General features: G+C 66.1%; 11 protein-coding genes. 5 read left to right on the forward strand and 6 right to left on the reverse strand.

All coding sequences use genetic code 11. The features are described from left to right. Positions 1-17: 17 nt before the first annotated feature. Positions 18-2,279: a glycoside hydrolase family 88 protein gene (locus ASC70_RS01745; protein WP_056045875.1), complete on the reverse strand. Its 2,262-nt coding sequence runs from the start codon at positions 2,277-2,279 to the stop codon at positions 18-20. 689 nt (positions 2,280-2,968) lie between these two features. Here ASC70_RS01745 and pelA point away from each other — a divergent pair. From pelA to ASC70_RS01760, 3 genes are all read left to right on the forward strand, one after another. Next, positions 2,969-4,321, forward strand: a complete 1,353-nt coding sequence (pelA, locus tag ASC70_RS01750; RefSeq protein WP_082539681.1) for a pectate lyase — start codon at positions 2,969-2,971, stop codon at positions 4,319-4,321. 128 nt (positions 4,322-4,449) lie between these two features. After that, positions 4,450-7,770 carry a TonB-dependent receptor gene (locus tag ASC70_RS01755; protein WP_056045878.1) on the forward strand — a complete coding sequence of 1,107 codons (3,321 nt, stop codon included), beginning with the start codon at positions 4,450-4,452 and terminating at the stop codon, positions 7,768-7,770. A 56-nt stretch (positions 7,771-7,826) separates the two neighbouring features. Beyond that, entirely contained in the window at positions 7,827-10,514 is a 2,688-nt protein-coding gene (locus ASC70_RS01760; RefSeq protein ID WP_082539682.1) for a glycosyl hydrolase, read from the forward strand. A gap of 35 nt (positions 10,515-10,549) precedes the next feature. Here the strand turns inward: ASC70_RS01760 and ASC70_RS01765 are convergent, their stop codons facing one another. The 4 genes from ASC70_RS01765 to ASC70_RS01780 form a co-directional block, all read right to left on the reverse strand. Continuing rightward, positions 10,550-11,851: a glycoside hydrolase family 28 protein gene (locus ASC70_RS01765; RefSeq protein WP_056045885.1), complete on the reverse strand. Its 1,302-nt coding sequence runs from the start codon at positions 11,849-11,851 to the stop codon at positions 10,550-10,552. A 57-nt stretch (positions 11,852-11,908) separates the two neighbouring features. Beyond that, positions 11,909-12,688 (reverse strand): IclR family transcriptional regulator, encoded by a 780-nt coding sequence (locus ASC70_RS01770; RefSeq protein WP_082539683.1) that lies wholly within the window; start codon positions 12,686-12,688, stop codon positions 11,909-11,911. Between the two features lie 138 nt (positions 12,689-12,826). Then, on the reverse strand, positions 12,827-13,885 hold the full coding sequence (locus ASC70_RS01775; protein ID WP_082539684.1) for a LacI family DNA-binding transcriptional regulator: 1,059 nt from the start codon (positions 13,883-13,885) through the stop codon (positions 12,827-12,829). A 208-nt stretch (positions 13,886-14,093) separates the two neighbouring features. After that, positions 14,094-15,182, reverse strand: coding sequence for a rhamnogalacturonan acetylesterase (locus ASC70_RS01780; RefSeq protein WP_056045892.1), 1,089 nt, complete (start codon positions 15,180-15,182; stop codon positions 14,094-14,096). 405 nt (positions 15,183-15,587) lie between these two features. Between ASC70_RS01780 and ASC70_RS01785 the strand changes: the two genes are divergently transcribed. Together ASC70_RS01785 and ASC70_RS01790 are read left to right on the forward strand one after the other, a co-directional pair. After that, a complete protein-coding gene (locus tag ASC70_RS01785; RefSeq protein WP_056046197.1) occupies positions 15,588-16,412 on the forward strand; it encodes an RluA family pseudouridine synthase in 825 nt (274 codons plus the stop codon). Positions 16,413-16,423: 11 nt separating this feature from the next. Beyond that, complete coding sequence (locus ASC70_RS01790; protein ID WP_056045894.1) at positions 16,424-16,945, forward strand: hypothetical protein; 522 nt, start codon at positions 16,424-16,426, stop codon at positions 16,943-16,945. A 17-nt stretch (positions 16,946-16,962) separates the two neighbouring features. Here the strand turns inward: ASC70_RS01790 and ASC70_RS01795 are convergent, their stop codons facing one another. Beyond that, positions 16,963-18,000 (reverse strand): NADP-dependent oxidoreductase, encoded by a 1,038-nt coding sequence (locus ASC70_RS01795; RefSeq protein ID WP_235519202.1) that lies wholly within the window; start codon positions 17,998-18,000, stop codon positions 16,963-16,965. Between the last annotated feature and the right edge of the window lie 64 nt (positions 18,001-18,064).

Genomic DNA, 18,064 nt, shown 5'->3' on the forward strand with positions numbered 1-18,064 from the left:
CAGGGCCGCTCGAGCGCTTACTTGCCCGGATTGAAGTCGGGCTTCTGCGCGAAGACGTAAGCTTCCCAGTCAGCGCGGCTGTGGAAGTCGAGGCCTTTGTCCCAGGCCGCGCCCATATAGTAGACGAACGGCTTGCCCGGCGTGACCTTGACCAGCACCAGCCAATCGCTGTCGGTCTCGACGACGTCGACGATCTGGCGCGGGTCGATCAGCAGGGCGACACCCATCGTGCCCTTGTCGGGATCGGTGACATCCCAGAACGAGAAGACGCCCTTGGCCTTGTCGGCCTTGAGGTCGCCCGCCGTGGCGGCCGTCGGCTTCTTGCTGATCCCGAGCGCTACGGTCAGCGGGCCCTTGGCGTTGGAGCCGAAGGTCGAGACCAGGCGGGTGAAGTTCGTGCCCATCGGCAGGGTGAAGGTGCGGCTCTCCCAGACTTCCCGCTTTTCGCCGACCTTCCAGGGCGCATAGCTGACCTTGAACGACGCGACGTCCGGGCCGTCCTTCAGGATCTTGTAGTCCTTCCAGTTACGGGACACCCACAGCTTGCCGCCGTCCCAGACGCCCAGGCCGCCCGCGCCGCGGTAGGTCTTGACGTTGTAGTAGTCGATGCCCTCGCCATGGTAGGCGTGCTGGTCGCCCGTGCGCAGCTGACGGGTCATGAATGGATAGCGGACGCTCTTGCCCCAGGCGTCGATGCCCGAGGTCGAGGGCGGCTCGTACTGCTCCAGCGCCGGGCCGTAGATGCGGTGGGCCGTGCGGTCGTTCTCCCACAGGATGTCGTCATAGCGCTCGGGCGCGTAGCGGACCGTGGCGCGCGGCTTCTCCTGCCCCGCCGGCGGCGGCGCCAGGCGATAGATCATCTTAGGCGGCGTCGGCTGGCCCGGCGCGGCCGGCGGGACCTGGGCAGGCGCGAGGCCCGGTCCCTCGACCATCGGGTCGTAGGCGAGGGCGGCGACGGCCTTCATTTCTGTGGCGTGGCGCTGGGTCTCTTCGGGGCCGCGCACGGTCCTGGGCAGGGCCGGGGTCGGTGTGCTAGCCGAGACCAGTGTCGCCGGGTCCGACTTCGGGTCAGCCAGCGGCAAGGTCGTCTCGGGCTTGCCGAGGTTCATGACCTCGAGACCGGCCAGCAGGAAGGCGCCTGTGCCGTAGGGGCCGATATCGGTCGGCGCGGTGGTGACGGGCTGATCGCCGGTCTTCTGGACCGCGCCGATCATGCCGTTCGGCAGCACCTGCCGCTCTAGCGCGTTCCAGCCCTTTACGACCACCGGGAGATAGGTCGCCCGGTCGAGAACGCCGTGGTTGATCCCCCAGGCCAGGGCATAGACGAAGAAGGCCGAGCCGGAGGTCTCCGCCTCGGGGAAGCGTTCCGGCTGCATCAGGCTGGCGGCCCACAGCCCGTCTGTGCGCTGCAGGCCCGCGACGCGCGCCGACATGGCGCGGAAGATGGCCAGGTAGCGCGGGCGGTTGATGTAGTCGGCCGGCAATGATTCCAGCAGCCGCGCCATGCCGCCCATCACCCAGCCGTTGCCGCGCGACCAGAAGATCTTGCGGCCGTTCTCGTCGCGGCGCTCGATGAAGCGTTCGTCGCGGAAATAGAGGCTCTCATCCGGATCGTAGAGCCGCGCGAAGGTGCGCCACCACTGGGTATCCATGGCGTCGAAATACTTCTTCTCGCCGGTCATGGCGCCCATGCGCGACAGGACGGGCGGGGCCATGAACAGCGCGTCGCTCCACCACCAGACCAGGTGCTCGGGAACCGGCTGGCGACGAAGGTGGGGCAGGGACCAGTCCAGCCGCTGGCGCAGGGGCATGATCACGCCTTCCTGGCCGCGTCGGGCGTAGAGCTCCTGGTAGAGGTCGCCGATCGCCCACTCGTCGGCGTTCAGCATCGCCTTGCCCGAGCGCGCGCCGCGCAGGCCGTAGTTGTAGTGCTCGGCGGCCTCGGTCAGGAACTTCAGGGTCTCGACGTCGCCCGTCACCCGCGCCAGCCGCGCCGCGCCGATGTAGTAGGTGGCCGCGACCCAGTTCGACGAGATCTCGCGGACCGCACCGCCGGTGGTCAGCGGGATCGGCTCGGCGCGCATGGCGTCGATCTGAGCCTTGTTCGCTCTCTTCAGGACCGCCAGCACGGCGGCGGCGTCCGGAACCTGGGCCGCGACGGCGACGGTGGGACGCGGCGCGGCGGCGTGGGCGGCCGCGAACGGCGACAACGCCGTGGCGCACAGCAGAACAGCGAGGCCGGCGTGCAGCGGCGCTTGGTTACGCTTGGAAAAAAGCACGGCGAATCCCCCGGGCGCGGCGACGTCCCTATGGCGTCGATGTCCATTATCTGGAACAGTGTGCCATCTTTTGGAACGAAGTCCAGGCGGCGGCGGCGTCAATCGGGCGACGTTTCGCTATGTTCACGTAAAGCTTCGGGAAATCGCTCCGCGGCGGGCGGAATACTGAATGAGACAGCGTTATCATTCACTGCATCATTCCCAAATGATGGGATGCTTCGCCGAAGCTTCCTACGGTTCGCGTGCTTCGATGGGGATGGAGGCGCCTCGGCGCTACCTGGTGCGCGACTGGTCAGGCCAGGACGCCCGCGATTGAAATCGACCTCGGCATTCTAAGAAAATCAACATGACCAATTCGCGATTGGAGGCGTCCGTCATTCAAGCGGATCCTTCCGTTCTCCTTTGTAAATTAATGGATTTTTGATCAGAAGTCGCAGTCGGGCGACTGCGCAATGTCCGTTCATATATAAAAATTGGTGAAACCAAACTTGCGGAAGGGCGCCCCTTAACCGGTTGACTTGTGCGGGACAAATCGGTTCTGTGCCCTCAAATGGTTAGGTCGGCGACGGCGTGGCCGCGGCTGGGCGTCTTGTGAAGGCCTCGCGGCGCTTCCCGCGTAGAGGCGATCAGCGGCGGCTTCGACCAGTGTTTGCGGGCGTAATTCGCGAACAGAATCGATGGGGTAGGATGTGACGAAGAAGAACGATCCAATTGGCGAGGTCGCCAATGTAATCGTCGACCGTGCTCGACTTGCGCGTCAGGCGGCGCTGTCGGGCGTAATCGCGCTGGCGCTGGCCGCGCCGGGTTTCGTCCAGGCTTCGGTGATCGGAAAGAACGAGCCCGCCCGCTCGCTGACGATCGAGCGGCTTTCCGAGCTGCCCGTTCCGCAACGCGCGGCCTGGGCCGATTACATCAAGCGCTCGCAGGCCCAGATGCAGCGGGATCGCGCGGCCCTGGCGGCCGAACTCCCACAAGGCCAGACGCCGCCGCCACCGCCCGAGGCGGGCAGCGGTCACATGCCGCTGGACAAGGACGCGGCCTGGTACGCGAGCCCCGAGGCGCGCGCCATCGCCGACACAATCGTCAGCTTCCAGACCCCGGCCGGTGGTTGGAGCAAGAACCAGGACCGCACCAAGCCACCGCGCCTGAAGGGGCAGCGGTTCGCCAACAACGCCGAGCACATGGCGCTGGACGACAGTTTCGATGCGCCGGTTGACCGGTTCTGGACTTTCGTGGGCACGCTCGACAACGGCGCGACGACCACCGAGATGCGGTTCCTGGCCAAGGTGCAGCAGCAACTGCCGGGCAAGGATGGCGATGCCTACCGCGCCAGCATCATCAAGGGCGTCAACTATCTGCTGGCGGCTCAGTATCCCAACGGGGGCTGGCCGCAGATCTATCCGATCGAAGGCGGATTCCACGACGCGGTGACGTTCAACGACAACGCCGTGGCCGAGGCGGCGATGATCCTGGAGGACGTCGCCGAGGCCAAGGAAGGCTTCGCCTTCGCGCCGCCGGCCCTGCGCAAGGCGGCCGGCGCGGCGTCGGCCCGCGCCATCCGGCCGATCCTCGACGCCCAGGTCGTCGTCGACGGCAAGAAGACCGTCTGGCCGCAGCAGGTCGATCCGCTGACGCTGAAGCCGAGTTCGGCGCGCGACTACGAGATGCGCTCGCTGGCCAGTGGCGAGAGCACCGACGTCCTGCTGTTCCTGATGCGCCAGCCGAAGCCGACGCCCGAGGTGAAGGACGCGGTCCATGCCGGCGTGGCCTGGCTCAAGGCGCACGCCGTCTACGGCAAGGCCTTCACCAAGGTCAGCGATGACGAGGGCCGCAAGCTGGTCGACGCGCCCGGCGCGGGCCCGATCTGGTCGCGCAACTACGACATTCGCACCGGCCAGCCGATCTTTGGCGACTGGGGCAAGACCATCCACGATGACGTGAATGAAATCTCCAAGGGGCGCCGCAACGGATACTCCTGGTATTCGGCCGGCCCGCAAAAGGCGTTGGACGCTTATGCGCGATGGGCGCCGGCCAACCCCTAGGAGAACGACGACATACGCGGGCTGGCTAAGACAAAACAATCAGCCGCCCGCGAGCCCATCCTCCAATGATCGAGGGCGGGCTGAGCAAAGACAAAAGACTAGGGCTGGAAATACCGGGGCAGGGAACCATGAAAATTTCGAACACTACAGATGCGGTCGCCGTGCGGCTGATGGTCGGCGCGTCGATCCTCGCACTGGCCGCGGGGGCCGCGAGCGCCGTTCGCGCTCAGAGCGCCAGCGCCGAACCGACCGCCACCGCGCAGGTCGAGGAGATCGTCGTGGTCGGCGCGCGCAAGGCCGAGCAGTCGGCCATCCAGCGCAAGAAGCGCGCGGCCACCAACCAGGACTCGATCGTCGCCGACGACATCGGCAACTTCCCGGACAAGAACGTCGGTGAAGCCGTCGCCCGTATCGCCGGCGTCGCGCTGGATGTCGCCGACGACGGCCAGCAGGGCGGCTTCTCCATCCGCGGCCAGGGCGCCGATCTGGTGCGCGTCGAGGTCGACGGCATGTCGATGCTTTCAACAAGCGATCAAGGCGGACGGGCCGTTACTGGTCTCGGCGACATGTCGTCGGACTTGATCAAGAGCGTCGACGTGATCAAGGGACAGACCGCCGACATGACGCCCGGCGGCGTCGGCGGCACGGTGAAGATCGAACAGCGCAGCGGTCTGGATTTCTCCAAGCCGATGATCAAGCTGAACGTCCAGTATCAAAACAACTCGCTGGAAAAGAAGTGGTCACCGCGCATCAGCGCCTTCGCCACACGCAAGTTCTTCGACGATCGCCTCGGGATCCTCGTTAACTTCACCTACGACGACGCGCGCACGATCATCGACACCGCGCGGGTCTCGGACAAGCAGGCCGGCTACATTCCGCTGGGCGACCAAGACAACTCGCCGTCGAAGACCTTCACCACCCCGTACGATCCGATCGCGGCGGCCATCACCAGCAAGGCCGGCTGCGCTACGTTGCCGGCGCCGACGGGGACTCAGACAGACTCCCGCCTGAATTGCTACGCGCAGTTCGAGGACCTCGTCCCGTCGCTAGTCCGCTTCAGCCGGGGCGTTCGGATCGACAAGCGTTATTCGGCGCAGTTCCGGGCTGACTTCCGAGTCAATGACGACCTGGTCGTCTTCGCCTCGTACAACCCTAACCTCAACTTCCAGGACTCGGACTCGTTCAATCTCAGCGTCGCCAGTCCCACGGGGACGACCAGCACGGCTGGCGTCCTGGCGACCAGCATGCGCAACGTGGTGGTCAATCCGAACCACTATGTGACGCAATACGACCTGATCCGGGGCAATGGCTCGACGACCCTGAACTGGACCTCGCAGGACCGCTATACCGAGCGCCGCGACCAGCAGCATTACCTGCAGGCCGGAGCGGACTTCAACAAGGGCAAGTGGATCGTCAAGGCCCGCGCGCAATACGGTCTAGCCAAGGGCAAGCGCGAGGACGAGGCCTTCAGCTTTGTCGCCCCGATCCCGTCGGCGACGTTCAAGATGGTGCCGGAGAACGGCCTGTGGACCATGTCGGTCCCCTCGTCGGTCGATCTGACCAGCGCCGCCGCCTACTATCCCGTCCTGGGCGCCAACGGCCTGAGCGCCACCTCGCAGCTGGAATATACCCCGTTCGCGGACAAGAGCTCGGAGCTGAACTATCAGGTCGATGTCACACGGGAGTTCGACCACTTCGGTCCCGTCCAGGACGTCAAGTTCGGGATTCAGCACCGGGACCATGACAACCACACCTGGCGGGAGGACAGTTTCGACCTCTCGCCAGGCGTGACCCTGTATCGCGCGCGGGCGCTGGATCTCGTCCAATACTGCGTTCCGTCCGCGGCGCCCGCCTCGGCGCCCTGCGTGTTCGGCACGGCCAACCGTCCCAGCACGACGGTCAAGGATCAGCAGTACCGCACCTACACCCTCACCCAAGGCCAATACCAATCGCTGATCCAGAACAGCCTGAAAGACATTCCGGGCGGGCAGTTCTTCGGCGGCCTGCCGGGGCGCGGCAATCTGCTGGACACCTGGTCGGCCTACGACTTCCAGACCTTCTTCAAGGAACTGGGGCAGTACGCCGATCTCAGCCGCCACAACCCCGACTGCCTCTACAGCTGCCTGGCCTCGGACGGGAAGACGTACAAGCGTCCGTCGTACTCGACCAACGAGAAGACCACCTCGGCCTACGCCATGATGGACTTCGAGACGCGTCTGGCCGGGATGCCGCTGATCGGCAACTTCGGCGTTCGCTACCAGCAGATCGAGGTGACGGCCCAGCCGTCGATCGTCATCAACAACCTGACGATCGATCCGGCGGTCCTGGCGGACCTCAACGCCGGCCGGACCGTCGATCCGAACAAGGTGATCACCAGCACTTTCGTCTCGCGGCAGGTGAAAGACATCAACCGGAAGTCCACCGACTTTCTGCCCAGCCTAAACCTGGCGCTGTGGCCGATCGAGGACCAGTTCGTGGTGCGCTACTCGATCGCCAAGCAGCGGGCGCGACCGAAAATGACGGAACTGACCGGCACCTCGGCGGCGACCTGCAGCAAGATGGACGCCGCAACGCGGGCGGCTGTCGAGAAGCTGATCAGCCAATACCCCAGCCAGTTCAATGATCCGACCGTGGACGATGAAGATTCGGGGAGTCTGATCCGCGGCGATGCGGTCAATAACTGCACGAGCAAAATCGGCAATCCGGAGCTGAAGGGCTATGCCGCCACGACCCAGAACCTGTCAGCGGAATGGTATCCGAACCGCGACACCCAGCTGAGCGTGGGTCTCTTCGCGATCGACGTGAAGACGGGCTATCCGGACACCACGAACGTCAACGACTACGAGATCGACGGCGACCTCTATAGCGTCAGCACCTACAAGGACGGCCCCAGCGGCCTGAAGCAGAAGGGGTTCGAGGTGGCCGGTCGGACCGCCTTCACCTTCCTGCCCTGGCGGTTGAAGTACACCGGTGCGGGCTTCAACTACGCTCGCAACAAGTCGAACGAGACCAATACCCAGATCGACCGGATCACGGGCAAGGCCCTGCCGCCGTCCAAGCAGTCCGATTTCACCTACAACCTGAACCTCTGGTACGACGACGGTCGCCTGAACGCGCGCGTGGCCTATCAGCGCCGCGACCTCTATTACGATCGCACCGAGGCGGCGAGCATCAACCGCGTGCCGACCATCAGCGGCGGGACAGTTACGTCCTATTACAAGATGGTCACGCCGATCTTCAAGATCGGCACCAAGTCGCTGGACGCGCGCGCCTCGTACAAGGTGACCAAGCGTATCCAGCTGTTCGCCGAGGGCAAGAACCTGCTCGACGACAGCCTCTCGCGCTTTACGCCGGAGGAGTACCGCAACATCGGCGGCGGCACGCCCTATGTCTTCGACAGCACCTATATGGGCCGCCGCTACTATGTCGGCCTGATCGCCACGTTCTAAGCTGATCAGAAGGGTCCGGTCTCATCCTAGACCGGACCCTTGGAGTACGAGCGACCATGCGGACAACAGGGGCGTCACGCCGTGGAGTCCTGCTCGGCGCCAGTGCGCTGGGCCTGGCGACTGCCTTGCCCGCCGGGGCGACGGACAGGTCAGGCCTGTCCCAGCTCACCGCCGGGTTCGTCCTGCCGCCCGCCGACGCTCGACCCATGGCCCGCTGGTGGTGGTTCGGCGGCGCGGTCGAGGCCGACGAGATCGTCCGCGAAATCCGGGCGATGAAAGCCGGCGGGTTCGGCGGCTTCGAGATCCAGCCGGTCTATCCGTTGTCGCTGGACGATCCCAAGCTTGGGATCCGCAACAAGCCGTACCTGTCGAAGGACTTCCTCGACATGGTCTCGGTCGCGGCCCGGACCGGGCGCGAGGAGGAGATGCGGGCCGACCTGACCCTGGGCTCCGGCTGGCCCTTCGGCGGGCCGCACATTGGTCCTGAGGACGCCGCCTCGCGTGTCATCAAGCAGGACCTGCCCGCCCCCGCCGGGGCCGAGGCGGTCGAGCTGCCGACGCTGCAACCAGGCCAGCGCTACGTCGCCGCCTTCGTCGGGACCTCGCCGGTCGACGCCAAGCCCGTCGAGATCGCTGGGAGCCGCGCGACCTTCGCCAAGGCCTCGGCGGACCGGACGCTGTACCTGATCCTGCAGACCCGCACCCGGCAGCAGGTCAAGCGTCCGACGGTCGGATCGGAAGGCTTCGTGCTCGACCACCTGAGCGCGCGGGCCGTCCGCAAGCATCTCGACACCGTGGGCGGGCCGCTGCTGGCGGCGTTCGGCGCGGATCGCCCCCATGCGATCTTCAGCGACAGCCTCGAGGTCTACGGGGCCAATTGGACCGACGATCTCCTGGCCGAGTTCAAGGTCCGTCGCGGCTATGACCTGGCGCCGCACCTGTTGAGCCTGTTCCACGACACGGAGCGCTCGCCAGGCGTCCGCTACGACTGGAGTCTGACCCTCTCGGAGCTGGTCGGCGAGCGCTACCTGTCCCAGGTGAGCGCCTGGGCCAAGACTCGCCACACCCTGTTCCGGTCGCAAACCTACGGCATTCCGGCCGTGACCCTGTCGTCCAACCGTCTGGTCGACCTGGCCGAGGGGGAGGGCGCCGACTGGCGTCTGGCGACCTCGACCCGCTGGGCCAGTTCGGCCAATCACCTCTACGGCCAGGCCGTGACCTCGGCGGAGAGCTTCACCTGGTTGCACAAAGGCGCTTTCCGCGCGACGCCCCTCGACATCAAGGCCGAAGCCGACGTGTTGATGCTGCAGGGCGTCAACCAGTTCGTCGTTCACGGCTGGCCCTATTCGCCGCCCAAGGTTCCCGAGCCCGGCTGGGCGCTTTACGCCGCGGCGGTGTTCAACGACCACAATCCGTGGTGGCCGGTGATGCGGGACGTGAACCTGTACCTTCAGCGCCTGAGCCACCTGCTGCGCCAGGGCGAGAACGTCGCCGATGTCGCCCTCTACGTGCCGACGGAGGACATCATGTCGGGCTTCAAGCCTGGCAAGGACGTTTCGATCAACGACGAGCTGCGCAAGACCTTCCCGGCCGCCATTCTCGATGGCCTGCTCGACGGCGGCTACAATTTCGACCTGATCGATGGCGACGCGATCCTGCGCCGGGGCGTCCGTTACAACGTCCTGCTGCTGCCGCACATCGAACGTATCGCGCCGGACGTCTATGAGCGCATTCAGGCCTTCGCGGCGGGCGGCGGCTTCGTCGTCTCGGTCGGCGCGCCGCCGTCGAAAGCCCCGGGGCTGAAGGACGCCGAAGCCCAGAGTCGCCGCGTGGCGGACCTGTCGGCGGCGCTGTTCGGCGGAAAGGTCAAAAGGACGGCGGTCACCGATGAGGTCGGGCTGGTCCGTACGCTTGGAGGTTTTCTACCGCCCGACCTAGCCGGCGCGCCCAAGGGCGTCGGCTATGTCCACCGCCGGCTGGCGGGCGGAGACCTCTATTTTGTCGCCAACACCACCAATGCTCCGATCGCCGCGCCGTTGATCTTCGCCGCCTCTGATCAAGCCGGGCAGGCCTGGGATCCGGTGAAGGGTGCGATCGACGGTTTCCGGCCGGACGACGTGGTCCATCTTGCGCCGTTCGAGTCGCGGGTCTTCGTCTTCGGTCACGGCCTTCCGAGCGCGGCCGCGCCGCGCAAGGCTGCCAACAAGCGAACCCTGCCGCTGAGGGGCGGCTGGCGTCTGAAGGTCGGCGACAAGGAGGCTCCGGTGGGCGCCTTCGACTCGTGGACGCAGGACCCGGCGCTGCGGCACTATTCCGGCCAGGGGATCTATACGCGCGACGTGGACCTGACGGCGGGGGACCTGACCTGGCCGGCGATCCGCCTGGACCTGGGGCAGGGCGGGCCGGGCTCGGCCAATGAGCGCAAGGGGCCCGGCTACTATGCTCAGTACGATGCGCCGGTCCGCGACGCGGCCGAGGTGTTCGTCAACGGCCGGCGCGCCGGCGCGATCTGGTGCGCGCCGTTCGGGCTGGACCTGAAGTCCTTCCTGAAGCCCGGCCGCAACCGCTTGGAGATCCGCGTCTACAACACCGCGATCAACAGCCTCGCCGGCCGTCCGCCGACCGACTACACGGCCTTACGGGAAACCTATGGCGACCGCTTCCAGCCCCAGAACATGAGCGAGTTGACGCCTCTGCCCTCGGGCCTGCTGGGCGAGCCAATGCTGCGGTTCGGCCAGGCCTAAAGGCAGGTCTCTCGAAGGCCGGCCGGCGCCGAAGGCTAAGCGCCCGGCGCCGCCGGCTGGCCATTGACCACGACCTTGTCGAAGGTCAGTCCCGTGACGCCCGTGGCCTCAAGCGCGCTCTGCGACAGCTGAAGATCGAAGTCCTTGAACCGGATGTCGCGGATCGTGGTCTGCCCGGGATTGGGCCGGATCGAGCCGAACGACCCGAACCGACCCTTCAATCCCGACAGCGTCACGTTGCGTACGGTCGACCGCGGCGGCGCATGGCCCTTCAGGTCCTTGTACTGCGACCAGGGGGCGATGAAGATGATCCGGCCGGCGGCGTTGTCGAACGTGACGCCGCGCACCTGAATGTCCTCGTAGAGCTGCGGCGTGTCGGGACGCAGCTTCAGCATCAGGAAGCTCATTTGGCCGGTGACCCGGCAGTTCTCGATGACCACGTCGCGCACGATCGTCGCTTCGCTGCCGCAGGAGAAGGCCTGATGACCCCGGCGGAAGTGGCAGTTGCGGACCCGAATATGCTCGACGGGCGGGCTGTCCTTGTCCTCGAGCGCCAGTGGACCCTTCGAGCCCTTTGCGGCGATGCAGTCGTCGGTCACCGAGAAATAGCAACCGTCGATGATGACGCGCTGGCAGCTGTCGAGGTCGACGCCGTCCGTGCTCGGCGCCTGCTTGACGTCGTCGGGCACCTCGAAGCGGGCGTTGCGCACCAGGACGTCCTGGCACTTGTAGAGATGCAGGTTCCAGAACTGGGAGTCCTTGAACGTCACGCCGTCGATGGTCACGCGCTTGGAGTTCTGGATCAGCGCCAGCCGGGCGCGATCAAGACCGACATTGGGGAAGTTGGACGGGTCGGGAGCGGCGGCCTGCAACTTCCAGAACAGGTCCCAGATCGGACGACCGGAGCCGTCGAGGACGCCTTCGCCGGTCAGGGAGAAGCCGTCACAACCGTCCACATTGATCAGGGCCGGCGTGAAGTTCGCCTCGAAATGCCCCTCGATACGCGTGCGCTGTCGGGGAAAGTTCGACATTTCGGTCGTGCACTTGAGCACCGCGCCCCTGGCGAGATGCAGATTGACCCCGGGCTTGAAGAACAGCGCGCCGCTGACGAAGACGCCGGCGGGCGCCGTCACCGTGCCGCCGCCCCGCGCCGCGAGATGATCGATCGCCGACTGGATCGCCTGAGTGTTCAGGGTGGTCCCGTCGGCCTTCGCGCCAAAAGCGGTGATCGACACTAACCGCGTGCGCCGGGTCGCGGCCTCGGCGCGGGTGGCCAAGATCGGCGCGGCGATCAGCGAGGCGGCGAACCAACGACGCGTTCGGCGATGGAGAGACATGGCTTGGCGTCCAATCTCGGAAGGCTCGGGAGCGACCGACAGGCGCCCCGGAGCAGGTCAGATCTTCCAGCCCCAGCCAAGCTGGCGGCTGATCGCGTCGGCGCCTTCGATGACGTATCGGCCGGCTTGTTCCAACCGTTCCGAAGTCATGTACTGCGGAATGCTGGAGAGGCTCAGGGCGGCGACGATCGCGCCGCTGGCGCCTCGAATGGGCGAGGCGATGCAGCATATGCGATCACCCTCCGCATCGACGTGTCGGGTGAAGCGGTCTTCGATCGCGGGCTTCAGTTCCTCGAGCGGGAAGTACTCGGTCCACACGTCCGAAGGCGCGTCCAGCAGCAACGCCCGGCCCAGGGCCGTGTCCGCGATGCGGTTTCGATCGCCGATGCGATGGCGAACCACGACACGCCGGCGGCTCGCCGATCGGGCGATATAGACCACGTCGTCGCCATCGCGGATGGCCAGATTGGTGGCGTCGTCGGTGCGCTGACTGATGGCGTCCAGCGTCGGCTGCGCCACGGTCGCCAGATCGGTCGCCTCGTGCGCCAGGAAGCCCAGATCCATGAGCCTCGGCCCAAGCCGATAGCCCTTGCGGGGGTCGTGGCTCAGAAGACGGCGCTCGACCAGGGCCGTGGCCAGGCGATGAGCCGTGCTGCGGCTCAGCCCTAGCTGGCGCTCGAGGTCGGGCAGGCTGATCGGGCCGCCGCGTACGGCGTCCAGGATATCCAAGGCCCGCGTGAGCGTCTGGCTGGACCGCTCCGGCTTTCCGCCCGCCTCGACGGGCGCGGGAGCCTCTGGGAACGCGTCGACGGCAGGTGGGGCGATCGCAACTTGCATGGAAACCGGAAGCTGTCCGCGATCGTGCGCCGAAGGCTGTCGATCGTTACTATTGTCTGATGACCTGATGACTTTGGCTTAACCGGTTAACTCGATTGCGTCAATTCTTCGCGAAAGCGGATTGCGGGTGGGGGGGCGCTAGCTCGCGGTGCGCGGCTTCACGGCGCAGACAATCTCAAGACCCAGGATCTGCTCCGTCGCGCGTTGAGGGTCCGCAAGCGCCGTGAAGGCCATGTTGGCGGCGGCCCGACCCATTTCGACGGCGGGCTGAACGACGCAGATGTATTGGATGTCCAGCAGATGGACGATATCGCCCAAGCCGAAAAAGATGATGACGATCTTGCTCAGGTGCTCGGGCGCGTGGACCTTCAGGGCATGGATGGCGCCCAACGCCACGGGAAAGGACGCGCAGAACAGGGCGTCAGGTCGTTCCGACTGAGCCCACAGCTTCTGAAAGCCGTCGAATCCGGCCTGCTCGTCGAAACGGCTTTCGATGATCCACTCGCCGCGCGGCGCGATGCCGGCTTCCCGCAGAGCAGCCTCGTAACCGGCGCGCCGATCGCGGCCGATGTTGGTCACGCTCGAACCCGCCAGGTGGGCGACGCGTCGATAGCCATGGTCGATGCTGGCGGCGACCGCGGCCTTCGCGCCGCCGAAGTCGTCCATCACCACGCGCTTCACGCCACCGGGATTTGTCGGCACGCGGTCGAAGAAGACGAGGGGGACGCCATTGTCGGCCGCCGACCGACAGAGCTGCTCGTCCAGCGCTCGGGTGTGCTCCGTCACCGAAATCAGAAGCGCGGCGGCGCGCATGGACAGGAAGGTTTCGACGTGCCGGCGCTCGACGACCGGATCTTCTCCGGAGATCCCCAGCACCATCTCGAAATCGCGCGCGGCCACCGCGCTGTTGATGCCCGCCAGCACCGCGGCGAAGAAGGTGTGCTGGACCTTGGGGATGACCACCCCGAAGACCTTGGATCCCGTCGTTAGCGACCGCGCGAGAAAGTTGGGCAGATAGCCCATCTCGTGGGCCGCCAGCTTCACGCGTTCGCGCGTGGATGGCGAAATATCGGGGGAATCTCGCAACGCCTTCGAGATGGCCGCCTTGCTGAGGCCAAGGCGCGAAGCGATGTCGCTCAGCCGAGGTGGTTGGCGTTTGCCTCCCTCCATGTCGTTCCGACTCCACTCCAGCCCCATCACGCGGCGCTAGGCCCATCGACGGCCGTACCGTTCTGCGCCAAGTAACGGTGAAGGTCCATAAGTGCGATGAATGACCAAGTCGCGAACTTTGACTTGAGTTCGGCAACGTGGGGTTTAGGCGGCGCCGTCGATCGACAGGTGGCGTCGACCTTCCTACCCGCCGAGATATTGTGAACGCACCGGAATCGTCCGGACGGCGAAGTCCCTAGGGTTGATTGACGCCCAGGGGGCGTTCCTCGGTCGCGGTAATACTGGGCGGGACCTTGAAGTCACTTTCCCGCATGGGCTTGCTTGGATCGTAGGGCGGAAGATCATCCACGACGGCGCGGGCGATCGGAGCCTTGGCGTCGCGCAGGCCCTGGACGACGATCTTGGCCAGTTCATAGGCGCCATAGGGGCCATGATGCGAGCCGTCTTTTACCGAGAAGTCGGCATTGTGCATGAAGAGGGCGTCGACGCCCGTGGGGCCCATGGCCTCGTAGAGCGCCTTGCTCCGGGCGTGGAGATCGATCAGCAGCGCGCCCGATTCTTCAGCGGCCTCGCGCGCCAGCTGTGGAAACGGGCCCGCGGTGTCCACCGCCTGATCGCCGTCGAATCTGTTGCGGAACATCGGGGTGACGATCACCGGCGTGGCGCCCTTGGCCTTTACCCGCTGCGCCCACCCAATCAGGTTGGCCTTGAACTTCTGCTGCGCGTCCGGATCCTTGGACTTCTGATCGTTGTGGCCGAATTGGACGAGGAAATAGTCGCCGGGCCGAATCCGCGCCGCGATCTTCTCGAAGCGGTTGGCGATCACCGCCGAAAAGGTGGACTCGCCCGACTCGGCGTGGTTGGCGACCGCCACGGACGGCTTGAAGAAGCGCGGCAGCATTTGGCCCCAGGAGGCGTAGGGCTCGCCCGGTTGGTCCGCCACCGTCGAGTCGCCGAGGACATAGATCGTCGGCACGTCCGCCGGTTCGATCTTCAGCGCCCGCACCGCCGGCGTCCCGTCGAACTCGAGCGTCAGACGATTGTCCCAGGCCCGCGCCTCCTGCACGGCCTCGCGCGGTTTCAGCTTCACCGCGCCGCCGGGATAGGCCGGCGTGCGAACATTGACGATGAAGGTCCTGGTCGCCGATCCGCCCGCCCGAACCGCGATCCGTTCGAGCATCAGGCGTCTCAGCTCGGCCTTGACGGTGGTGTCCGAGGCCGTATCGCCGCCGAACGTGACCGTCACCTTGTAGTTGCCCTCGGGGACCGTGACCGAGAAGAGGAACGGAGTCTTGCCGGCGCCGTGCGGCTCGACGACGGGCATGGCGCCCTCGACCCCAAAGCCCGTCCGAGCCGAATAGACCACGGCCCCCGAGCTGGCGTGACGGGGCGCCGGATCGGTTCCAAAGGCGAAATCAAGACGGGGCGCCGGAGTTTGGGGCGCGGCCGCCAAGAGCGCGGCGAGCAGGAATGGTCCGGCGGCTAGCATCTTTTCGATCGATTCCTACTGGCGATAGAACCTGTCCACCGAATGTCAGGTTCTGGAGATCGCGCCAAGGGCGGCGCTCGCATGGATCTCCACGGCCCATTGCGCCTCGCGGAGAAAAGCCATGACGCCGTTCGACGCGATGCTCTACATCTAGGGCCGATCTGGATCGCTGTTGGCGCTTAGAGGAGTTCCTCGAGCGCGAGCTCGACGAACGCCAAGCCCTTCATCGTGAGCACTCCGCTGAATAGACCGCCTTCCGGGAAGACGCGCCGTCCTCCCGCCCAGCCGAAACCCAAGGCCTCCGACACGCCCATCGACCTGACGCCCGACGAGATCGAGCAGGCGCGGTCTTGGGTGCTGTACGAGGACGAGGCGATCATCGTGCTGGACAAACCGGCCGGTCTTTCCAGCCAGGGCGGCCGGATCAAGGCCCATACGCTGGATGACCTGCTGTGGGCATTCGCACGGCCGGGCCGGTCCCGGCCTCGGCTGATCCATCGTCTGGACCGCGACACCTCGGGCGTGATCCTGACGGCCAAGACCAAGCCGGGCGCGGCCTTCCTGGGCGAGGCCCTGATGGCCAAGCGGTTCCGCAAGAGCTACCTGGCCATCGTCGCGCCGGGAGCGCCGGAACCGAAGGGCGGCATGATCGACAGCCCGCTGCGTCGGGAGTCGATCGGCCGCGAGGCCTATATGCGCGTCTGCGCACCCGACCATCCGGACGCCGAGACCGCTCGCAGCCGCTATCGCACCCTGGCTCACAACGCCACGGCGGCCCTGGTCGAGCTGTCGCCCGACACCGGCCGCATGCACCAACTTCGGGTTCACATGGCGTCGATCGGTCGGCCGCTGGCCGGCGACAGCCGCTATGGCGGGGCGCTGATGCTGGGTGGCGTCGCCGTGCCGCGCCTGATGCTGCACGCCGCTCGCCTGACGTTCCCGCACCCGCTGGGCGGCGAACGCAAGGTCATGGCCCCGCTTCCGACTGATTTCGTGATGGTGCTCAAGGCCTTGGACTTGCCGGTTCCGGAACAGCCGGGTTCCGAGGCCGTTGAACAGGTCTGAAGAGGCACGCCATGAAGATCGCCAAAACCCTCATCGCCCCCCTTGTCGCCATCGGCCTGTCGGGCCTGCTGCTGGCCGGCTGCGCCACCGTCCCGACCGTCTACCGCGCCCAGCAGGGCGCGCCTAACGATGTCGGCTATTCCGAATACCGTCTCGAGGCCGGGCGCTACCGCGTCACCTTCCAGGGTGGTCCCGGCGCGCCGGAGGCCCAGGTCTCCGACTACGCCCTGCTGCGCGCGGCGGAACTGGCCATCCGTGATGGCTACGACTGGTTCCGGATCGCCGACCGCGCGACCACGGCCAGCGGCTATGACCGCGGTCCCCGGATGTCGGTCGGTGGCGGCTCGGCCAGTTTCGGCCGCCATACCGGCGTTGGCCTGGGCCTCGGCACCAGCTTCAACCTCGGCCCGGGCCCGGCCTATTCCCGCTCGATCGAGGTGGTGTTCGGCAAGGGTCCCGTTCCCAGGGATCGCGACGCCTATGACGCGCGTGAGGTCGTGAAGAACGTCGGATACGGGCGGCAGCGGACCTAGGGGAAGGCCCGCCGCGCTCATTTCACCTTGAGCACGACCTTGCCCTTGGCCCGTCCGGATTCGACATGGACCATCGCGTCATTGAGCGCCTGGAACGGGAAGATGCGATCCACGACCGGTCGGATGACCCCGGCCTCGATCAGCGCGGTGATCTGGCTGAGCTGCTGGCCGTCGGCGCGCATGAACAGGAACGCGTAGCTGGCCCGCCGCGCCTTGGCCTTCTTGCGAATGCCGCGGCTCAGGAACCCCATGACCAGTTGCAGGACCCCATTGAGGCCCGCCTCCTTGGCGTACCGAGGATCGGGCGGGCCCGAGATCGAGATCAGTTGGCCGCCCGGCTTAAGCACGTCCAGCGACTTTTCGAGCGTCTGGCCATCCAAGCTGTTGAGCACGACGTCGTAGCCGGACAGCACCTTTTCGAAGTCGTCCTTCTTGTAGTCGACGACCACATCGGCCCCGAGGCCTTTGACCAGTCCGACATTGACCGTGCTGGTCGTCGTGGCGACCGAAGCGCCGAGATGCTTGGCCAATTGGATAGCGAAGGCTCCGACGCCGCCGGAGCCGGCATGGATCAGCACCTTCTGGCCTTTCTGGAGCTTGGCGCGCTCGACCAGCACCTGCCAGGCCGTCAGGCCGACCAGGGGAATGGAGGCGGCTTCCTCCATGCTGAGGTTCCGGGGCTTTAGCGCCGCGTCCGCCTGATGGATGGCGATGAACTCGGCGAACGTGCCGATCTGGCCATCTCGCGGCCGGGCATAGATCTCGTCGCCCGGCTTGAAGCCGCGAACCTTGACGCCGACGCGCACGACCTTGCCGGCCACGTCGTGGCCCAGGATGAACGGCGGGCGATAGGGCAGGATCGGCTTGAACTCGCCGTTACGGATTTTCGAATCCAGCAGGTTGAGCGCGGCCGCATGGACCTCGACCAGGATGTCGTCGTCCCGGAGTCTCGGCTCGGGCGCGTCGCCCAGGCGGAGGGCGGCGCCCTTGCCATATCGATCGAGGATGAAGGCCTTCATGGTGGTGGTGCTCCAGTCGCCGCCGTCGCTGGCCAATGACTTTGATCGTGACGGCTCGCGAGGGCGAGTAGGACGGCGTTTGCCGCTGATATCGAAAGAC

It is taken from the genome of Caulobacter sp. Root343 (genome assembly GCF_001425745.1).
Taxonomy (GTDB): domain Bacteria; phylum Pseudomonadota; class Alphaproteobacteria; order Caulobacterales; family Caulobacteraceae; genus Caulobacter.

Coding starts and splice junctions, on each gene's coding strand:
- ASC70_RS01755 (WP_056045878.1), top strand. CDS start 4,450: ATGAAAATTTCGAACACTACAGATGCGGTCGCCGTGCGGCTGATGGTC.
- ASC70_RS01760 (WP_082539682.1), top strand. CDS start 7,827: ATGCGGACAACAGGGGCGTCACGCCGTGGAGTCCTGCTCGGCGCCAGT.
- ASC70_RS01765 (WP_056045885.1), bottom strand. CDS start 11,851: ATGTCTCTCCATCGCCGAACGCGTCGTTGGTTCGCCGCCTCGCTGATC.
- ASC70_RS01770 (WP_082539683.1), bottom strand. CDS start 12,688: ATGCAAGTTGCGATCGCCCCACCTGCCGTCGACGCGTTCCCAGAGGCT.
- ASC70_RS01775 (WP_082539684.1), bottom strand. CDS start 13,885: ATGGGGCTGGAGTGGAGTCGGAACGACATGGAGGGAGGCAAACGCCAA.
- ASC70_RS01780 (WP_056045892.1), bottom strand. CDS start 15,182: ATGCCCGTCGTCGAGCCGCACGGCGCCGGCAAGACTCCGTTCCTCTTC.
- ASC70_RS01790 (WP_056045894.1), top strand. CDS start 16,424: ATGAAGATCGCCAAAACCCTCATCGCCCCCCTTGTCGCCATCGGCCTG.